We start from the raw sequence: 17,536 nt of genomic DNA, 5'->3' as shown, positions 1-17,536 counted from the left end.
TGAAGTCAATGTTCGTTAATGATCAAAACGCGCAGAAGATACGCCTTTTATTCGCATAGTTCACCTCTTATCTACACCTAATTTCATCCATTCATCGCTGTTATTTATATGTACTCGTTATGCTAATCCACTTACTCTTCATGACAACGATTTCTTAACAATTTACATAAAAGGCTAAAATGGCCTGCTGAAAGGTGTCAGCTTTGCGTAATCTTGATTTAGATCACACAATCGCTACTCAGAAGTGAGTAATCTTGCTTACGCCACCTGGACGTAACGCGTTAGAGTTAAATGATACTAACGCAGAAGCTCTTTTAGTAAATCAGAGCGAAACGGACGTTAAGTAACCACCTGAATTTCAGGCATTTATACAAAGTATCGTCGATCTGTCTATACTCACGTATCGCGCAGATGATTTACTAAAAAAGTTTAACATTATCAGGAGAGCATTATGGCTGTTACTAATGTCGCTGAACTTAACGCACTCGTAGAGCGTGTAAAAAAAGCCCAGCGTGAATATGCCAGTTTCACTCAAGAACAGGTCGACAAAATCTTCCGCGCCGCCGCTCTGGCAGCCGCTGATGCCCGCATTCCGCTGGCCAAAATGGCCGTCGCCGAATCCGGTATGGGTATCGTGGAAGACAAAGTGATTAAAAACCACTTCGCTTCTGAATATATTTACAACGCTTATAAAGATGAAAAAACCTGCGGCGTGCTGTCTGAAGACGACACCTTCGGGACCATCACCATTGCTGAACCTATCGGCATTATTTGCGGTATCGTTCCAACCACTAACCCGACCTCTACCGCGATCTTCAAATCGCTGATTAGCCTGAAGACCCGTAACGCCATCATCTTTTCTCCGCATCCGCGCGCTAAAGAAGCAACCAACAAAGCGGCAGACATCGTTCTGCAAGCGGCTATCGCTGCCGGCGCGCCGAAAGATCTGATTGGCTGGATCGATCAACCTTCCGTAGAACTGTCTAATGCGCTGATGCACCACCCGGATATTAACCTGATCCTTGCGACGGGCGGTCCAGGCATGGTTAAAGCAGCATACAGCTCCGGTAAACCTGCTATCGGCGTAGGCGCAGGCAACACCCCGGTTGTCATTGATGAAACCGCTGATATCAAACGCGCTGTGGCGTCTGTTCTGATGTCTAAAACCTTCGATAACGGCGTAATCTGTGCTTCTGAACAGTCTGTTGTCGTTGTTGATTCCGTCTATGATGCCGTTCGCGAACGTTTCGCCAGCCACGGCGGCTACATGCTGCAGGGCCAGGAGCTGAAAGCGGTTCAAAACGTTATCCTGAAAAATGGCGCTCTGAACGCCGCTATCGTTGGTCAGCCAGCCTACAAAATCGCTGAACTGGCAGGCTTCTCCGTACCAGAAACCACCAAGATTCTGATCGGTGAAGTTACGGTCGTTGATGAAAGCGAACCGTTCGCACACGAAAAACTGTCTCCGACTCTGGCGATGTATCGTGCGAAAGATTTCGAAGAAGCGGTAGAAAAAGCAGAAAAACTGGTCGCTATGGGCGGTATCGGTCACACCTCCTGCCTGTACACTGACCAGGATAACCAGCCAGAACGCGTTGCTTACTTCGGTCAGATGATGAAAACTGCGCGTATCCTGATCAACACCCCGGCCTCTCAGGGTGGTATAGGTGATCTGTACAACTTCAAACTCGCACCTTCCCTGACGTTGGGTTGTGGTTCCTGGGGTGGTAACTCCATCTCTGAAAACGTTGGTCCGAAACACCTGATCAACAAGAAAACCGTTGCTAAGCGAGCTGAAAACATGTTGTGGCACAAACTTCCGAAATCTATCTACTTCCGCCGTGGCTCTCTGCCCATCGCGCTGGATGAAGTGATTACTGATGGCCACAAACGTGCGCTCATCGTGACTGACCGCTTCCTGTTCAACAACGGCTATGCAGACCAGATCACCTCTGTGCTGAAAGCGGCTGGCGTTGAAACCGAAGTCTTCTTCGAAGTTGAAGCCGACCCGACGCTTTCCGTTGTTCGCAAAGGCGCTGAGCTGGCTAACTCCTTCAAACCAGACGTGATCATCGCGCTGGGCGGCGGTTCCCCGATGGACGCCGCGAAAATCATGTGGGTCATGTACGAACATCCGGAAACTCACTTCGAAGAACTGGCGCTGCGCTTTATGGACATCCGTAAACGTATCTACAAGTTCCCGAAAATGGGCGTGAAAGCGAAAATGATCGCCGTCACCACCACTTCCGGTACCGGTTCTGAAGTCACACCGTTTGCGGTTGTGACCGACGATGCAACCGGTCAGAAATATCCGCTGGCTGACTATGCCCTGACCCCGGATATGGCGATTGTCGACGCCAACCTGGTGATGGATATGCCGAAGTCCCTGTGTGCGTTCGGTGGTCTGGATGCGGTGACTCACGCCCTGGAAGCTTACGTTTCCGTACTGGCTTCTGAGTTCTCTGACGGTCAGGCTCTGCAGGCTCTGAAACTGCTGAAAGAAAACCTGCCGGCGTCTTACCACGAAGGGTCTAAAAACCCGGTTGCGCGTGAACGTGTTCACAGTGCAGCGACTATCGCCGGTATCGCGTTTGCCAACGCCTTCCTCGGTGTATGTCACTCCATGGCGCACAAACTGGGCTCTCAGTTCCACATTCCGCACGGTCTGGCGAACGCCCTGCTGATTTGTAACGTTATCCGCTACAACGCGAATGACAACCCGACCAAGCAGACCGCTTTCAGCCAGTACGATCGTCCGCAGGCACGCCGCCGTTACGCTGAAATTGCTGACCACCTGGGCCTGAGCGCGCCGGGCGACCGTACCGCCGCTAAGATTGAAAAACTGCTGGCATGGCTGGAAAGCATTAAAGCTGAGCTGGGTATTCCTAAGTCTATCCGTGAAGCAGGCGTACAGGAAGCTGACTTCCTGGCACACGTTGACAAACTGTCTGAAGATGCCTTTGATGACCAGTGCACCGGCGCTAACCCGCGTTATCCGCTGATCTCCGAACTGAAACAGATTCTGCTGGATACCTACTACGGTCGTGATTTCACCGAAGGTGAAGTTGCAGCGAAGAAAGACGTCGTTGCAGCACCGAAAGCAGAGAAGAAAGCGAAAAAATCCGCTTAATTCGTTATCTGCTTTAGCATGACAATAACGGCCTCAATTGAGGCCGTTTTTTGTTTTACCGGTTTATCTGATGCCTGAAGGCGCTATGCTTATCATCTGGCCTACGCGCTCACGGCACGCCCTTCGTCAGGAGGCCTGAATAATGACGTCCAAAGCGCTACAGGGCGTTTTATAAGCCATCGCTACCTCGGGTATCATATGTGCCGATGACGCTCCTGAATCGCCGTCAGTGAGCCCTCCTCCAACGCGTCCTTATAATGCTTACGGCAAACTGAAACGTAGCGTTCATTCCCGCCAATAACCACCTGTTCGCCTTCGTTATAAGGCCTGCCGTCCTGATCAAGTCGCAGAACCATACTGGCTTTACGACCGCAGAAACAGATAGTTTTTAATTCCACCAGCTTATCTGACCATGCCAGCAAGTATTGGCTGCCGACAAAGAGCTCCCCACGAAAGTCTGTTCGTAGCCCATAGCAAAGTACGGGAATATCTAATTTGTCGACAACCTCGGATAATTGATAAACCTGCTGGCGAGTCAAAAACTGGCTTTCGTCGACTAACACGCAATGTATTGTCTGCCGCGCGCTCTCGGCACGAATCTCTTCATACAAGGATGTATTTTGGTTAAACAATTTTGCCGGCGACGACAAACCGATACGAGAGCTGACTTTGCCTGCGCCGAAACGATCGTCGATTTCCGCCGTATATACGACGGTACGCATCCCGCGTTCCTGATAATTGTATGAAGATTGCAGCAGTGCTGTCGACTTACCCGCATTCATTGCCGAATAGTAGAAATATAGCTGTGCCATTGGTCGCAGGACCTCACCTGAGTGAAATAAAGATTGGCGGGATTGTACCATAATTTACCGACGCGACGGCGCGGCTCGCGCTCCGGTGAGTATTAAGAATTGTACAAACATCGCTCACTATACCCAAAATAATTCGAGTTGCTTAAAGGCGGCAAGGGAGTGAGTCCCCAGGAGCATAGATAACTATGTGACTGGGGTGAGCGAGCGTAGCCAACACATAAGCAACTTGAAGTATGAAGGGTATATACACATTCCTTCACAAATTATGCCGTTAAAATTCATCAACAATGCTTATCATCACCCGCCAATATGAAAACCTTGTACTTATTGTTACCGTTACTCATACCCGGTGCAAAGTAATAGGGTTTTCTTGTAAGGAAAGCTAATACAAGAGATTGATATCTCAGCAATGAGATCGTATTTCATCATGATAAAATGTGACCTGACTCCTAAATTTTTAGCGACAAACGGTGAGTATCCCCCCTGCCAATAAGCTCTTTTTTGTGCGGCGCCTCAAGGAAAATTTAAGTTGAGATAATTAAAACGTGTGCTTAATAAAGCGTAATTTTGAATTCCTTACATTCCTGGCTATTGCACAACTGAATTTATCGCTCTATTATTAGCTCAACAAACCACCCCAATATAAGTTTGAGATTACTACAATGAGCGAAGCACTTAAAATTCTGAACAACATCCGTACTCTTCGTGCGCAGGCAAGAGAATGTACTCTGGAAACGCTTGAAGAAATGCTGGAAAAATTAGAAGTTGTCGTTAATGAGCGTCGTGAAGAAGAAAGCGCTGCTGCTGCTGAAGTGGAAGAACGCACTCGTAAACTGCAACAGTATCGTGAAATGTTAATTGCCGACGGCATTGACCCGAATGAACTGCTGAATAGCATGGCTGCCGCTAAATCCGGCACCAAAGCTAAACGCGCAGCTCGTCCGGCTAAATATAGCTATGTTGACGAAAACGGTGAAACTAAAACCTGGACTGGCCAGGGTCGTACACCGGCTGTAATCAAAAAAGCAATGGAAGAACAAGGTAAGCAACTGGAAGATTTCCTGATCAAGGAATAATTTACTTCCTGGATGCTTAAAATCCCGCCGCTGGCGGGATTTTTTTGCCTGAGTTCTCCGCTGACAACCCCAGGCATAAAAAAAGCGCCGGATTTACCAGCGCTTCTGTTAAAAAATTTATAACGTATCGTTACTTCTTAATACCCATTTCTTCTTCAAGCCAGGCTTTAAATTCAGCACCCAGCGAATTATGACGGATGCCATATTCAACGAATGCCTGCATATATCCTAACTTATTACCACAGTCATGGCTTTTACCCTTCATGTGGTAGGCTTCAACCGTTTCTTTTTCGATCAGCATATCGATAGCATCGGTCAACTGAATTTCATCCCCGGCGCCCGGAGGGGTTTTCGCCAGCAACGCCCAGATATCCGCGCTCAACACATAACGCCCGACAATCGCAAGGTTAGACGGCGCGACATCCGCTTTTGGTTTTTCAACCACGCCAACCATCGGCACACTTTCGCCCGGTGCCAGCTCAACGCCTTTACAATCGACCACGCCGTATGCAGTCACATCTTCTACTGGCTCAACCATAATCTGGCTATTGCCGGTTTCGTCGAAACGGCGGATCATTTCAGCCAGGTTATCCTGAGACAGGTCGGACTCATATTCGTCAAGAATAACGTCTGGCAGAATAACAGCGACAGGTTCGTTTCCGACAACGGGATGCGCGCACAATACGGCATGGCCCAGGCCTTTTGCCAGCCCTTGACGTACCTGCATAATAGTGACATGCGGAGGGCAAATAGACTGGACCTCTTCCAGAAGCTGACGCTTAACGCGTTTTTCCAGCATCGCTTCCAGCTCAAAACTGGTATCAAAGTGGTTTTCAATAGAGTTTTTAGACGAGTGCGTCACAAGCACGATTTCAGTAATGCCAGCAGCGATACATTCGTTCACGACGTACTGAATTAATGGCTTATCAACCAGCGGCAGCATCTCTTTCGGGATAGCTTTGGTCGCTGGCAGCATCCTGGTTCCCAATCCCGCGACCGGGATAACGGCTTTTTTGACTTTCGAATTAAGGGCAGCCATTTAAAATTCTCCTGGACTGTTCATGTATTGAACGTGTTCATTAATCTGTATCGTGTTCCAGTATATCAGTACCAGAACAAGCCTCAGGTCCAAAAAGGACTTATATTGGTATAATTAAGACAAATACTTATAAATCTGCCGCAGATAGTAACACTCGTCGGGAAAGGCCGGTAAAGCAATTTCCGCTCACTCTTCCGTTTGGTCATTCCGCAGACAACATCAATCGCAGACGCCCTCCTGCGCCCCATATTTGACACTGCCATGAGTCGCAACGCTGGCTTAATTGGTTAAGGTAGGCGTTACCCAATGTTCCTAGCGGCACGCCGCTGCTAATTTGAACCTGATGAGCGCCCGTATTTAAGGTGGCGTTCAATCCGGCGGAGACGAGAATCAAATTTTTGAGCTCACTGTGATAGTAGCCGACAAATAGTGGGAATTGCCCAGGTAAATTGGCTTGTCTGAGCAGATGATTTACCTGTTTTAATAGCGCGCCTAACTCCGGTAAACGGTGCTTTTGTTGGCCGAGCTGATCCTGCAATAAGCCGTTAAATAGCGCTCGCAGCAACAATGCGGCTAACACGCCGTTATCACCCGCCCGGGTGACATCCAGGCAATAAAATGCCAGTTCGTTATCAGATAGCGGCGCAATATCCAGCACCAGTCCAGGCTGATCGGCGGAGACGAGCTGCCGGTAATTAATGCGGCAATGAGAAATCACCTGCTGTACCGGGGGCTGCAATTCCTGCAACAATTGCGCTGCGGCGGTCGGATTACTCACCATTGCATCCCAGTCACGAAACAGGCGTTCTTCTTCTTCAACCCGCGAGTTAAACATATTAGGGTATAAGCAAGCGAATACGGTTTCCCGCAAGCGGTTGAGATCTTTTACCGGCTTCAGCAAGACATCTTCAACCCCAAGGCGTAACGCTTTGGCGATATCCGCCATATTTTCTGTTGCGGAAATAACCAGAATAGGCGTCTGGTCTCCGCGATTACGTAAGTTTTCTACCAGTTTGAGACCGTTCATTCTCGGCATAGCGATATCACATATCATGAGATCAGGGGTAAAACGCCCCATCAACTCCAGGGCATCCACCCCGTCGCCTGCCAATGCCGTTGTCGCTCCCAAAGAGGAAAACCACGAATCCAGAAGCGAGCGAAATACAGGCTCGTCTTCAACAATAAGAATCTGTTTTCCGACCAATGGCTGCGTCATGTTCTCTCCCCTGACTGGCTTTAATCAATAGTGGCATGGTATTGCCGCTTGCGCCTGTCAGAATTTGCTTAAGTGATCGTAAAAGGTACATTAAACGTCGGTACGCACCAAGGGTATAAGTTCGTCCATCTTTTTCTCTACGGCTAACTGACCCGCCGCAATAGCGGCATGGGCGCGATGAAAATCCAGCGTAGAGATTTGCGGACAGAATGGTTGAATGAGAATATCAGGCGGATCGCCAGCCATACGGTTACGTTTAAGACGATTTTCCAACACCTGAATGGAGGTTGTCATGATTTCCATTGCCCCAGGCGAACTCACGCCACGGCGTGAAGTCAGGCTACTGAAACGTTCTTTTAAACGCTTATGCCAGGGCAGCGCATCATCGCTCTCTTCATTTATATTCCCGACATTTACAGAGAGCAAATCTTGCTGCATGAGGTGGGCATCATGTTGCAGATCTACCGCAATAACGATATCAGCCCCCAGCGCCCTGGTTAACGAAACAGGTACCGGATTAACGACTGCGCCATCTACCAGCCAGTAACCGTTATGTTCAACCGGAGACATCAGCCCTGGCATACTGCACGACGCGCGTACGGCAAGGTGTAGATCGCCTTCAGTAAACCATAGCTCTCGTCCCGTGCTAAGATTCGTCGCGACCGCGCCAAAACGTCTTGAACAGTGGTCAAAATCCGTGACGGGCATAATATCCCGATAGTGATTAAATACGCGTTCGCCGCGAAGCAACCCTCCTCTGCCCCAGGATACATCCATCAGGCGTAAAACATCCCAGTAGCGGAATGAACATACCCACTGTTCAAGCGCCGATAATTTATTACAGGCATACGCGGCGCCGACCAGTGAACCTATTGAGCATCCCGCAACGATATCAATATCAATGCCTGTTTGCTTGAGGGCTTTGATGACCCCAATATGAGACCATCCTCTCGCTGCGCCAGATCCCAGCGCCAGCCCTATTTTCATTTTTCTCATCGTACTTAACGACTTCCCCTGGCTTCAAGACGTAGCAACATCGCCACTGCTCAGTTAACATAATGCCACCCTGGCGTTCAACGCCGTTTTTTATATTCAGGGAGATTATTGTGTCTCAGCCTTGTCCCTGTGGTAGCGCTGACGAGTATAGCCTATGTTGTGGTCGTATTGTGTCCGGAGAACGAGTAGCACCCGATCCGTCACATCTCATGCGCTCTCGTTACTGCGCTTTTGTGATGAAAGACGCAGATTACTTAATTAAGAGCTGGCATCCAACCTGCAATGCGGCCGCGTTTCGTGATGATATCATCGCCGGATTTGCCAATACCAGGTGGCTCGGCCTGACTATTTTTGAACATACCTGGTCAGAAGCAGAAAATACAGGGTATGTTAGTTTTATCGCGCGCTTTTCCGAACAAGGGAAAACCGGGGCGATTATCGAACGCTCTCGTTTTATCAAAGAAAACGGTCAGTGGTATTATATTGACGGTACCCGCCCGCAGTTGGGTCGAAATGATCCCTGCCCGTGCGGTTCAGGCAAAAAATTTAAAAAGTGCTGCGGCCAGTGATGCCTGACAGTATCGATACAACAAACACTCTCAACAGGATTTTTCCGGCAATGCAATCACTACAACGTAAAGTTCTGCGTACTATTTGTCCCGATCAAAAAGGCCTTATCGCGCGGATTACCAACATTTGCTATAAGCACGAGCTTAATATTGTGCAAAACAATGAATTTGTGGACCATCGCACCGGACGCTTTTTTATGCGGACCGAGCTGGAAGGCATCTTCAATGATTCCACTCTTCTGGCCGATCTGGACAGCGCCTTACCGGAAGGCTCTGTTCGTGAACTCAATCCCGCCGGACGCCGTCGGGTAGTGATTCTGGTTACCAAAGAGGCGCATTGTCTGGGCGACCTGCTGATGAAAGCCAACTATGGCGGGCTGGATGTTGAAATCGCTGCGGTCATTGGCAACCATGAAACGTTACGCTCGCTGGTTGAACGTTTTGAGATTCCTTTCGAACTGGTCAGCCATGAGGGATTAACGCGTGAAGAGCATGACACGAAGATGGCGGACGCCATTGATGCTCATCAACCGGACTATGTGGTGCTGGCCAAGTATATGCGTGTTTTGACGCCAGGTTTTGTGGCGCGCTTTCCGAACAAAATTATCAATATCCACCACTCATTCCTGCCGGCATTTATCGGCGCGCGCCCTTATCATCAGGCCTATGAGCGCGGCGTGAAAATCATCGGCGCTACCGCGCACTATGTGAATGATAATCTGGATGAAGGCCCAATCATTATGCAAGACGTGATTCACGTCGATCACACTTACACCGCAGAAGATATGATGCGTGCCGGGCGCGACGTTGAGAAAAACGTATTAAGCCGCGCGCTGTATCAGGTTCTGGCGCAGCGGGTCTTTGTTTACGGCAATCGGACGATTATTCTTTAATCGTCAGTAATATGAATTGATTAGCTTTAATCCGTTACGGATGAAAAGTACGCAAACAGTTCATTTCAGGCAAAGGAATGCTTTACAGCGGCGTGTCATTTGATATGATGCGCCCCGCTTCCCGAAAGGAAGCAGGCCAGTATTAAGCATTACCCCGTGGTGGGGTTCCCGAGCGGCCAAAGGGAGCAGACTGTAAATCTGCCGTCATCGACTTCGAAGGTTCGAATCCTTCCCCCACCACCATTATTCACTACAGCGATGTAGTTAACTTGATGAGCAATGCAGAAGTTTGCACTTGTCGGGGAAGGGTGAGAACCTTCGATTAAGGTTCGACTTGAGCGAAAGCGAGAGAACGTTGCCAACGGCAACGGCCCGTAGGGTGAGGAGCGAAGCGACGAATAATCCTTCCCCCACCACCATCTTCAAGCTTTACCTACAATTTGAATTACCCCTGGTGGGGTTCCCGAGCGGCCAAAGGGAGCAGACTGTAAATCTGCCGTCATCGACTTCGAAGGTTCGAATCCTTCCCCCACCACCATCACTCTCGTCGCGTATCTTATCCCCGTTAAGCACAGTGCCTCATATCTCTCCGTACGGGGAAGGATGAGAAGCTTCGACTAAGGTTCGATTCGAGCGAAAGCGAGAAAGCGTTGCCGCAGGCAACGACCCGAAGGGCGAAGCGCGCAGCGCTGAGTCAACCTTCCCCCACCACCATCACTTCCCAGTCGCACTTCAGCAAGATCAAACCTTAATGTCCTATATTCTGCCCTCAATACTTGCCCGCAATATGCCTGATGCGCTGCGCTTATCAGGCCTACAGGAGAGTTGACGCCTGCGTAGGCCGGATAAGGCATTTATGCCGCCATCCGGCAAACAGCCATAAAAAAACTCCGCCGAAGCGGAGTTTAGGGCATCGAGAGAAAATCAGTGACGTGCACGAACAATCTGGTATTTGCGGGTCAGGTACTCGACCGGCACGCTCCAGATATGCACCAGGCGCGAGAATGGGAATAACAGGAACAGCGTCATCCCCAGTACCAGGTGCATACGGAAGATAAAGGCTACACCGTCCAGATGTGCGGATGCGCCACCGTGGAAGGTCACAACTGACTGCGCCCACCCGACCAGCTTCATCATTTCACTCCCGTCCATATGCTGGGCGGAAAACGGAATGGTCAGCAGGCCCAGCGCGCACTGAATCACCAGCAGCGAGAGAATCAAAATATCTGCGCCGGTAGTGGTGGCGCGGACACGTGGGCTAAACAGACGCCGCTTGAGCAGTAAAACACCGCCAACCAGAGTCAGCACGCCGCAGGCGCCGCCGGCAATCATCGCCATCTTCTGTTTCACCTCGACCGGCAGAAAAGCTTCATACATCCAGTGCGGCGTTAACATGCCCAGGAAGTGACCGGCGAAAATACCCAAAATCCCAATGTGGAACAGGTTTGACGCCAGGTTCATTCCTTTGCGATCCAGCATCTGGCTGGAGGCCGCCCGCCAGGTGTACTGGCCGTAGTCGTAACGTAACCAGCTACCGATCAGAAATACCGATCCGGCAATGTACGGGTAGATATCAAAGAAGAACATATTCAGGAAGTGCATTAGTGCTGTCCTCCGGTGGTGATATTCAGATATTGCGGCGCCACGGCACCGGCAAAACGACGCTGGTGAGCGGAGATCTCCGACTCGCCACACCCCTGATCGGCGAAGAATTTCACCTGCTCTTCTTCCCAGACCGCATCCAGAGCCTGTGGGGTATCATCACGTGCTTCATTCGCAATTTTTTCAGCCACTTTATCGCTGTCGATAACGGTATTCGCCAGTTTTAACAGCAGATCGAACAGCACCGCATAACGGCTGTCACGCTGTTGCAAACGTGCGCTTAGCAGCGCCAGAATCGGCGCGATATCCTGTAATCCCCCTAACGCTTCGCTTTTCGGCAATTGCGCAAGGTATTCCAGATACAGCGGCAGATGATCGGGAAGTTCGCGGCTGTCGAGCTGCAAACCGTGCTGTTCATACTGTGCCATCAGGTCAACCATCGCCTGACCGCGATCGCGGGATTCCCCGTGTACATGTTCAAACAGCAGCAGCGATGTGGCGCGACCACGGTCAAACAGTTCACTGTAGGCGGCCTGTACATCCAGCATATCCTGCGCGGTTAAATCGCGCAGGAAAACGCCCAGAGTCTGGGCATCCTCTTTATCCAGGTTCTCAGATGACGCGAGCGCATCGAACAACTCCTGCTGATGCTGCCACAGGGCAGCATCCGGGTACTCGAGCAGACGCGAAACAATGACGAGTTCAATCATGCGTGCGGCTCCGTTTTGCTGGTCACATCAACAGCGTCGATGCGGCGGCTGTTGAACAGATTGAATTTGGTATCAGACCCGTGGCAACCATCGCCGAAGGTAAAGCCACAACCGTTTTTCTCCGGGAATGCGTCACGCGCCAGTTCACGATGGCTGCTCGGCACCACAAAGCGATCTTCATAATTAGCAATTGCCAGGTAACGATACATTTCCTGCGCCTGGGCTTCGCTTAAACCCACCTCTTCCAGCGCGCGGGTATCCACTTTACCGTCTACGGTTTCCGCACGTTTGTAGTGACGCATCGCCAGCATCCGTTTCAGCGCCAACAGTACCGGCTGAGTGTCGCCAGCGGTCAACAGGTTCGCCAGGTACTGCACCGGGATACGCAGACTGTCTACATCCGGCAGAATACCGTTGCTGCCCAGTTCACCCGCGTCGGCGGCAGACTGAATCGGCGACAGCGGCGGCACGTACCAGACCATCGGCAGCGTGCGGTATTCCGGATGCAGCGGCAGCGCCAGCTTCCAGTCCATCGCCATTTTGTACACTGGCGATTGCTGCGCCGCATCGATCACGCTCTGCGGCACGCCGTCCTTCAGCGCCTGTTCAATGACAGCCGGATCGTTCGGATCGAGGAACACGTCCAGTTGACGCTGGTACAGATCTTTTTCGTTTTCCGTACTGGCGGCGCTTTCAATGGCATCTGCGTCATACAACAGTACGCCAAGGTAGCGGATACGCCCCACGCAAGTTTCCGAGCAAACGGTCGGCTGACCGGCTTCGATACGCGGGTAGCAGAAGATGCACTTCTCGGACTTGCCGCTCTTCCAGTTGAAGTAAATTTTCTTGTACGGGCAACCGGTGATACACATCCGCCAGCCGCGGCACTTGTCCTGGTCGATCAGCACGATGCCATCTTCTTCACGCTTGTAGATAGCACCGCTCGGGCAGGTCGCCACGCACGCCGGATTGAGGCAGTGCTCGCACAGGCGCGGCAGGTACATCATGAAGGTGTTTTCGAACTGGCCGTACATCGCCTTCTGCATGTTTTCGAAATTCTGATCTTTGGCGCGTTTTTCGAACTCGCCGCCCAGAATCTCTTCCCAGTTTGGCCCGCTGGTAATTTTGTCCATCCGCTGGCCGGTAATCAGCGAGCGCGGACGCGCGATCGGCTGATGTTTGCTTTCCGGCGCGGTATGCAGGTTCTGGTAGTCGTAATCAAACGGCTCGTAGTAGTCGTCGATGCCCGGCAGATGCGGGTTAGCGAAGATTTTACCCAGCAGCAGCGCCCGGTTGCCCATGCGCGGCTGTAGTTTGCCGTTGATTTTGCGGATCCAGCCGCCTTTCCATTTTTCCTGATTTTCCCAGTCATTCGGAAAACCAACGCCAGGCTTACTTTCTACGTTGTTGAACCACGCGTATTCCATACCTTCGCGACTGGTCCAGACGTTTTTACAGGTCACTGAACAGGTATGACAGCCGATGCACTTATCGAGATTCAGCACCATGCCGACTTGTGAACGAATTTTCATTTTACGCTCTCCTGTACCTGGTCATTGCCTTCGCCATCCAACCAGTTAATGTTCTTCATCTTACGTACCACCACAAACTCATCGCGGTTGGAGCCGACGGTACCGTAGTAGTTAAAGCCGTAGGCTAACTGCGCATAGCCGCCGATCATATGGGTCGGTTTCGGCGTAATGCGCGTCACCGAGTTATGAATACCGCCGCGCTGCTGGGTAATTTCCGACCCCGGCAGGTTTACGATACGTTCCTGCGCGTGGTACATCATGGTCATGCCCGCCGGTACACGCTGGCTGACCACTGCGCGTGCGGTCAATGCGCCGTTGCTGTTGAAGACTTCGATCCAGTCGTTATCTTCAATGCCCAGCTCTTTGGCGTCGGTTTCGCTCATCCATACAATCGGGCCGCCACGCGACAAGGTCAGCATCAACAGGTTATCGCTGTAGGTCGAGTGGATACCCCATTTCTGGTGCGGCGTCAGGAAGTTGAGCGCCTTCTCCGGATTACCGTTGGATTTACGCCCCATCACCGCTTTCACCGAGCGGGTGTCGATCGGTGGACGATACACCAGCAAACTTTCGCCGAAGTCGCGCATCCACTGGTGATCCTGATACAACTGTTGGCGGCCGGACAGCGTACGCCATGGAATCAACTCGTGAACGTTGGTATAACCGGCGTTATAAGAAACGTGCTCATCTTCCAGACCAGACCAGGTCGGGCTGGAGATAATTTTGCGCGGCTGGGCCTGAATATCGCGGAAGCGGATTTTCTCTTCTTCTTTATTGGTTGCCAGATGCGTATGGTCGCGACCGGTAAACTCGCTCAGCGCCGCCCAGGCTTTCACCGCCACCTGACCGTTGGTTTCCGGCGCTAACGTCAGGATCATCTCTGCCGCGTCAATCGCCGTGTTGAGCATCGGCTGGCCTTTCGCCGGACCGTCCGCTTTGGTGTAATTGAGCTTACGCAGCAAGTCCATTTCGCTCTGCGTGTTCCAGGCAATCCCTTTCCCGCCGTTGCCGATTTTCTCCATCAGCGGGCCGATAGAGGTAAATCGCTCATAGGTGGCCGGATAATCACGCTCAACGGTCATGATGTGCGGCGCGGTTTTCCCTGGAATCAGGTCGCATTCGCCTTTTTTCCAGTCTTTCACGTCCAGCGGCTGCGCCAGTTCAGCGGCAGAATCGTGCTGGATCGGCAGCGTCACGACGTCAGTCTCTTTACCCAGGTGGCCTACACAGACTTCGGAGAATTTCTTCGCAATGCCTTTGTAGATTTCCCAGTCGCTTTTCGATTCCCAGGCCGGATCTACGGCGGCAGACAGCGGATGAATAAACGGATGCATATCCGAGGTATTCATATCGTCTTTTTCATACCAGGTGGCGGTCGGCAGTACGATATCGGAGTACAGGCAGGTGCTCGACAGGCGGAAGTCCAGCGTCACCACCAGATCCAGTTTGCCGTCCAGGCCATTGTCACGCCACTCCACTTCTTCCGGCTTCACACCGCCCTGTTTACCCAGATCCAGCCCCTGAATACCATGCTCAGTACCCAGCAGATATTTCAGCATATACTCGTGACCTTTACCGGAAGACCCAAGCAGGTTAGAACGCCAGATGAACAGGTTACGCGGGTGGTTTTTACCGTTTTCCGGCTGCTCGGCGGCAAAGCGAATCGAACCCTCTTTCAGGGATTTGACGGTATAGTCTACCGGCGTCATACCGGCTTTTTCCGCTTCACGCGCAATATACAGCGGGTTAGTGCCTAACTGCGGTGCCGACGGCAACCAGCCCATACGCTCGGCGCGCACATTGAAGTCAATCAGATGGCCGCTATAGCGGGATTTGTCCGCCATCGGCGACAGTAATTCCTCGGCGGTCACCGTCTCGTAGCGCCACTGGCTGGAGTGGTTATAGAAGTAAGAGGTGCTGTTCATGTGACGCGCCGGACGCTGCCAGTCAAGGGCAAACGCCAGCGGCTGCCAGCCGGTCTGCGGACGCAGTTTTTCCTGGCCGACGTAGTGCGCCCAGCCGCCGCCGCTCTGACCAACGCAACCACAGAACACCAACATATTAATCAGCCCGCGATAGTTCATATCGAGGTGATACCAGTGGTTCAGACCGGCGCCAACGATAATCATTGAACGCCCGTGCGTTTTGTCCGCGTTATCGGCGAACTCCCGTGCGATACGGATGATCTGCGCCCGCGGCACGCCAGTGATCTGCTCGGCCCATGCTGGCGTATACGCTTTGGTATCGTCATAACTGGCGGCACAGTTTTCATCGTTCAGGCCGCGTTCCAGACCATAGTTCGCCATGGTCAGATCGTAAACGGTGGTCACCAGCGCGGTAGAACCATCGGCCAGTTGCAGACGTTTTGCCGGCAGTTTATGCAGCAGGACGTTATCCAGCGCCACATGATTAAAGTACTCTGAACCTTCGCCGCCGAAATATGGGAAGCCCACGTCAGCAATCTCATCCTGGCTGCCCAGCAAGCTGAGCTGCAATTCAGTTTCTGCACCGGTAGTCCCGTCGCGCTGTTCGAGGTTCCATTTGCCTTTTTCACCCCAGCGGAAACCAATTGAACCGTTTGGCGCCACCATTTCACCGTTGCTGTTGATAGCGACGGTTTTCCATTCCGGGTTATTTTCCTGCCCCAGCGAATCAACGAGATCGGCAGCGCGCAGCATACGACCTGCGGCATAATAACCATCACGCTCTTCAAGCATCACCAGCATTGGCATGTCGGTATAGCGACGGACATAATCGGTGAAGTACTGGCGCGGGTTGTCGAGGTGGAATTCGCGCAGCATGACGTGGCCCATCGCCAGCGCCATCGCCGCATCGGTCCCCTGCTTCGGCGCCAGCCACAGATCGCACAGTTTGGCGATTTCGGCATAGTCCGGCGTCACCGCGACGGTTTTAGTGCCTTTGTAACGTACTTCGGTAAAGAAGTGGGCATCCGGCGTACGGGTTTGCGGCACGTTAGAGCCCCAGGCGATAATATAGCTGGAGTTGTACCAGTCAGCGGATTCCGGCACGTCGGTCTGCTCCCCCCAGGTTTGCGGGGAGGCTGGCGGCAGGTCGCAGTACCAGTCGTAAAAGCTCAGGCAGGTACCGCCAATCAGCGAAAGATAACGTGCGCCGGAAGCGTAGGAGACCATCGACATCGCCGGAATGGGTGAGAAGCCCGCGACGCGGTCAGGACCATAGGTTTTCACGGTGTATACGTTGGAAGCGGCGATCAGCTCGTTCACTTCCTGCCATGAGGAGCGAACAAAGCCGCCACGACCACGCGCCTGTTTGAAGCTTTTGGCTTTATCGGCATCTTCAATGATGGAGGCCCATGCCTCTACCGGATCGCGATGCAGTTTTTTCGCCTCGCGCCACATCTTCATCAGACGTTTGCGCATCAGCGGATATTTCAGTCGGTTAGCGCTGTAGAGATACCAGGAGTAACTTGCCCCGCGCGGGCAGCCGCGAGGTTCATGGTTTGGCATATCAGGACGGGTGCGCGGGTAATCGGTTTGCTGTGTTTCCCAGGTCACCAGACCATTTTTGACATAAATTTTCCAGCTACAAGAACCGGTGCAGTTCACCCCATGGGTTGAGCGCACAATTTTGTCATGCTGCCAACGTTGGCGGTATCCGTCCTCCCAGTCCCGGTTTGTTTCGAGAAGCTGGCCGTGCCCATCGGCAAAGGTTTCGCCCTTCTGCTTGAAGTAGCGAAACCGGTCCAGGAATTTACTCATCGGGTTTCTCCTGTGTGGAACCTTACGGCTCTCTGATAAATCGACATTGCTTAACTAAGGGCGAAGGTAACGCGCTGAATGGGCGTGAGAATTGATAACGATCAAGGCGGACAGGGATGCAAATGGCGCGCAAACCTCCTGCATACTCCTTTTGGAGGAGGAGTTTTATTTATATATCTTACTGATTTAATTACATAAAATTAAATTTACGCACGACATGA

General features: G+C 51.8%; 12 protein-coding genes, 2 tRNA genes and 2 other RNA genes. 8 read left to right on the top strand and 8 right to left on the bottom strand.

Features of this window, described 5'->3' with window-relative positions:
• Positions 1 to 451: 451 nt before the first annotated feature.
• A complete protein-coding gene (adhE, locus tag ACLJPE_RS02495) occupies positions 452 to 3,130 on the top strand; it encodes a bifunctional acetaldehyde-CoA/alcohol dehydrogenase (RefSeq protein ID WP_000301678.1) in 2,679 nt (892 codons plus the stop codon).
• A 194-nt stretch (positions 3,131 to 3,324) separates the two neighbouring features.
• Here the strand turns inward: adhE and tdk are convergent, their stop codons facing one another.
• Positions 3,325 to 3,942: a thymidine kinase gene (tdk, locus tag ACLJPE_RS02490; protein WP_023232887.1), complete on the bottom strand. Its 618-nt coding sequence runs from the start codon at positions 3,940 to 3,942 to the stop codon at positions 3,325 to 3,327.
• A gap of 662 nt (positions 3,943 to 4,604) precedes the next feature.
• Here tdk and hns point away from each other — a divergent pair.
• Positions 4,605 to 5,018 carry a histone-like nucleoid-structuring protein H-NS gene (gene hns, locus ACLJPE_RS02485; RefSeq protein WP_001287383.1) on the top strand — a complete coding sequence of 138 codons (414 nt, stop codon included), beginning with the start codon at positions 4,605 to 4,607 and terminating at the stop codon, positions 5,016 to 5,018.
• A 130-nt stretch (positions 5,019 to 5,148) separates the two neighbouring features.
• Here hns and galU read toward each other — a convergent pair whose 3' ends face one another.
• From galU to rssA, 3 genes are all read right to left on the bottom strand, one after another.
• Positions 5,149 to 6,057, bottom strand: a complete 909-nt coding sequence (gene galU, locus ACLJPE_RS02480) for a UTP--glucose-1-phosphate uridylyltransferase GalU (RefSeq protein WP_000729450.1) — start codon at positions 6,055 to 6,057, stop codon at positions 5,149 to 5,151.
• A gap of 202 nt (positions 6,058 to 6,259) precedes the next feature.
• Positions 6,260 to 7,273, bottom strand: coding sequence for a two-component system response regulator RssB (gene rssB, locus ACLJPE_RS02475; RefSeq protein WP_000193432.1), 1,014 nt, complete (start codon positions 7,271 to 7,273; stop codon positions 6,260 to 6,262).
• A gap of 90 nt (positions 7,274 to 7,363) precedes the next feature.
• Positions 7,364 to 8,269 carry a patatin-like phospholipase RssA gene (gene rssA, locus ACLJPE_RS02470; RefSeq protein WP_001230575.1) on the bottom strand — a complete coding sequence of 302 codons (906 nt, stop codon included), beginning with the start codon at positions 8,267 to 8,269 and terminating at the stop codon, positions 7,364 to 7,366.
• Positions 8,270 to 8,379: 110 nt separating this feature from the next.
• On the opposite strand from rssA, the gene ACLJPE_RS02465 reads away from it, so the two are divergent.
• From ACLJPE_RS02465 to ACLJPE_RS02440, 6 genes are all read left to right on the top strand, one after another.
• On the top strand, positions 8,380 to 8,838 hold the full coding sequence (locus ACLJPE_RS02465; protein WP_001540172.1) for a YchJ family protein: 459 nt from the start codon (positions 8,380 to 8,382) through the stop codon (positions 8,836 to 8,838).
• A gap of 50 nt (positions 8,839 to 8,888) precedes the next feature.
• Positions 8,889 to 9,731, top strand: a complete 843-nt coding sequence (purU, locus tag ACLJPE_RS02460) for a formyltetrahydrofolate deformylase (RefSeq protein WP_001191156.1) — start codon at positions 8,889 to 8,891, stop codon at positions 9,729 to 9,731.
• Between the two features lie 158 nt (positions 9,732 to 9,889).
• Positions 9,890 to 9,974: transfer RNA gene (locus ACLJPE_RS02455), tRNA-Tyr, on the top strand.
• A 44-nt stretch (positions 9,975 to 10,018) separates the two neighbouring features.
• Positions 10,019 to 10,150, top strand: a non-coding RNA gene (locus ACLJPE_RS02450) — RtT sRNA.
• A 34-nt stretch (positions 10,151 to 10,184) separates the two neighbouring features.
• Positions 10,185 to 10,269 (top strand) — tRNA-Tyr (locus tag ACLJPE_RS02445).
• Positions 10,270 to 10,313: 44 nt separating this feature from the next.
• A non-coding RNA gene (locus ACLJPE_RS02440) (RtT sRNA) lies at positions 10,314 to 10,445 on the top strand.
• A 210-nt stretch (positions 10,446 to 10,655) separates the two neighbouring features.
• Here the strand turns inward: ACLJPE_RS02440 and narI are convergent.
• From narI to ACLJPE_RS02420, 4 genes are read right to left on the bottom strand one after another with little or no spacing between them, the layout of a single operon-like run.
• Complete coding sequence (gene narI / locus ACLJPE_RS02435; RefSeq protein ID WP_039514074.1) at positions 10,656 to 11,333, bottom strand: respiratory nitrate reductase subunit gamma; 678 nt, start codon at positions 11,331 to 11,333, stop codon at positions 10,656 to 10,658.
• Positions 11,333 to 12,043, bottom strand: coding sequence for a nitrate reductase molybdenum cofactor assembly chaperone (gene narJ / locus ACLJPE_RS02430; RefSeq protein WP_000571668.1), 711 nt, complete (start codon positions 12,041 to 12,043; stop codon positions 11,333 to 11,335). The genes narI and narJ overlap by 1 nt, the downstream gene beginning before the upstream one ends.
• Positions 12,040 to 13,575: a nitrate reductase subunit beta gene (narH, locus tag ACLJPE_RS02425; protein ID WP_000702628.1), complete on the bottom strand. Its 1,536-nt coding sequence runs from the start codon at positions 13,573 to 13,575 to the stop codon at positions 12,040 to 12,042. The genes narJ and narH overlap by 4 nt, the downstream gene beginning before the upstream one ends.
• Positions 13,572 to 17,315 carry a nitrate reductase subunit alpha gene (locus tag ACLJPE_RS02420; RefSeq protein WP_023205875.1) on the bottom strand — a complete coding sequence of 1,248 codons (3,744 nt, stop codon included), beginning with the start codon at positions 17,313 to 17,315 and terminating at the stop codon, positions 13,572 to 13,574. Before ACLJPE_RS02420 ends, narH begins: the two co-directional genes overlap by 4 nt.
• Between the last annotated feature and the right edge of the window lie 221 nt (positions 17,316 to 17,536).

This window comes from Salmonella sp. SAL04196, assembly GCF_046550835.1.
Taxonomy (GTDB): Bacteria; Pseudomonadota; Gammaproteobacteria; order Enterobacterales; family Enterobacteriaceae; genus Salmonella; species Salmonella enterica.
This window is presented reverse-complemented; position numbering and strand designations above follow the sequence as displayed.

Excerpts from the sequence above, each read along its gene's own strand:
- galU (WP_000729450.1), bottom strand. The coding sequence starts at position 6,057 with ATGGCTGCCCTTAATTCGAAAGTCAAAAAAGCCGTTATCCCGGTCGCG.
- rssA (WP_001230575.1), bottom strand. The coding sequence starts at position 8,269 with ATGAGAAAAATGAAAATAGGGCTGGCGCTGGGATCTGGCGCAGCGAGA.
- narI (WP_039514074.1), bottom strand. The coding sequence starts at position 11,333 with ATGCACTTCCTGAATATGTTCTTCTTTGATATCTACCCGTACATTGCC.
- tdk (WP_023232887.1), bottom strand. The coding sequence starts at position 3,942 with ATGGCACAGCTATATTTCTACTATTCGGCAATGAATGCGGGTAAGTCG.
- narJ (WP_000571668.1), bottom strand. The coding sequence starts at position 12,043 with ATGATTGAACTCGTCATTGTTTCGCGTCTGCTCGAGTACCCGGATGCT.
- hns (WP_001287383.1), top strand. The coding sequence starts at position 4,605 with ATGAGCGAAGCACTTAAAATTCTGAACAACATCCGTACTCTTCGTGCG.
- adhE (WP_000301678.1), top strand. The coding sequence starts at position 452 with ATGGCTGTTACTAATGTCGCTGAACTTAACGCACTCGTAGAGCGTGTA.
- rssB (WP_000193432.1), bottom strand. The coding sequence starts at position 7,273 with ATGACGCAGCCATTGGTCGGAAAACAGATTCTTATTGTTGAAGACGAG.
- ACLJPE_RS02420 (WP_023205875.1), bottom strand. The coding sequence starts at position 17,315 with ATGAGTAAATTCCTGGACCGGTTTCGCTACTTCAAGCAGAAGGGCGAA.
- purU (WP_001191156.1), top strand. The coding sequence starts at position 8,889 with ATGCAATCACTACAACGTAAAGTTCTGCGTACTATTTGTCCCGATCAA.
- narH (WP_000702628.1), bottom strand. The coding sequence starts at position 13,575 with ATGAAAATTCGTTCACAAGTCGGCATGGTGCTGAATCTCGATAAGTGC.